Below are 1218 nucleotides of genomic sequence, written 5' to 3'. Positions count from 1 at the left end.
CTTAACTTAGCAATTCACTAAATTTCATATATAATCATAAAGAACCAAAGAGAGGAATAAGGTTATGATATACGCAGAAGCAAGGACTTCGTCAACATTGATAATCCCCTCTCTTATCTACGTTAAATTCGTTCAGTTCTATGAAGCTTTAGACTTCGATTTTAAGTTGTTGAATTCCCAGTAGATTGGCTCTTTACAATCCTTTTTTCATATGACTAAAGATATAAAATATTTTGGTTTAGACATTAGTAAAGATGTCTTTGATGTATGCGATGATACTCGCAATTATTATCAATTTAAAAACAGTCTAAGTGGCTTTAAAAAGTTAATAAAATTATTAGACAACAATGCGGTTTGCGTTATGGAAGCTACAGGTTATTATCATGTGCGTTTGTCCTACTTTCTATTAGATCATGGTTTCAAGGTTAGTATCGTAAACCCATTAAAAATTAAGCGTTACATTCAAATGGAATTGTCTAAAGTGAAGACAGATAAGAGTGATTCCAAGATGATTCAACTTTATGGAAAAGACCGAGAACCAAAGTTATGGTTTGGGCAATCTAAAACGCAACAAGAGAGTTTGCAATTATCCCGTTTACTTAGTGTTTATAGTAAACAAAGCACACAGATTAAAAATAAAATCCATGGAGAAACAGTCTTGGGAATTCCATCGAAAGAAGTGTTACGCTCTTTAAATAGACAATTGAAAAGTTTAAAAAAGGAGATTGCGCTTTTAGAAACTAAGTTAGAAAAGAATGTAAAAGCAGAGTATCAAAACTCCTTGACACTGTTAAAAAGTATACCAGGGATAGGAAGTAAGACAGCATTGATGCTATTGGTTTTTACAGATGGATTTCACCGTTTTGAAAGTGCAAAAGAGCTTTGTAGTTATGCAGGAATCACACCAATAATCAGACAGTCTGGAAGTAGTGTAAAAGGACGACCAAGAATGAGTAAAATGGGTAATCCAAAACTTAGGAACTTGTTGTTTATGTGTAGTTTTAATGCCTGTAAATATAATAGAGCTTGTAAGGCCTTGTTCGATAGGATTGTGGCCAAAGGAAAAAGCAAAAAACTGGCTTTAATAGCAGTTTGTAACAAACTACTAAAGCAGGCTTTTTCTATAGTTAAAAATGGAATACCTTATAGTTCTGAGTTTAGAAGTACATTGGTAATAAAATAATAATTTTTACTTGTTTTTTACCTCAGTTCTTTGTT

1 protein-coding gene is annotated in these 1218 nt (G+C 32.3%); it reads left to right on the top strand.

Annotation, left to right across the window (positions count from 1 at the left end; genetic code table 11):
* Nucleotides 1-211: 211 nt before the first annotated feature.
* The gene (locus tag ABD939_RS15550) at nt 212-1183 is read left to right on the top strand and encodes an IS110 family RNA-guided transposase (protein WP_345170488.1); all 972 of its coding nucleotides are present in this window, start codon (nt 212-214) and stop codon (nt 1181-1183) included.
* The last annotated feature ends 35 nt before the right edge of the window (nt 1184-1218 follow it).

The organism is Algibacter aquimarinus, assembly GCF_039543265.1.
GTDB classification, from domain to species: domain Bacteria; phylum Bacteroidota; class Bacteroidia; order Flavobacteriales; family Flavobacteriaceae; genus Algibacter_B; species Algibacter_B aquimarinus.
The sequence above is the reverse complement of the archived record's forward strand: the minus strand, read 5'-3'. Positions and strand labels throughout refer to the sequence as shown.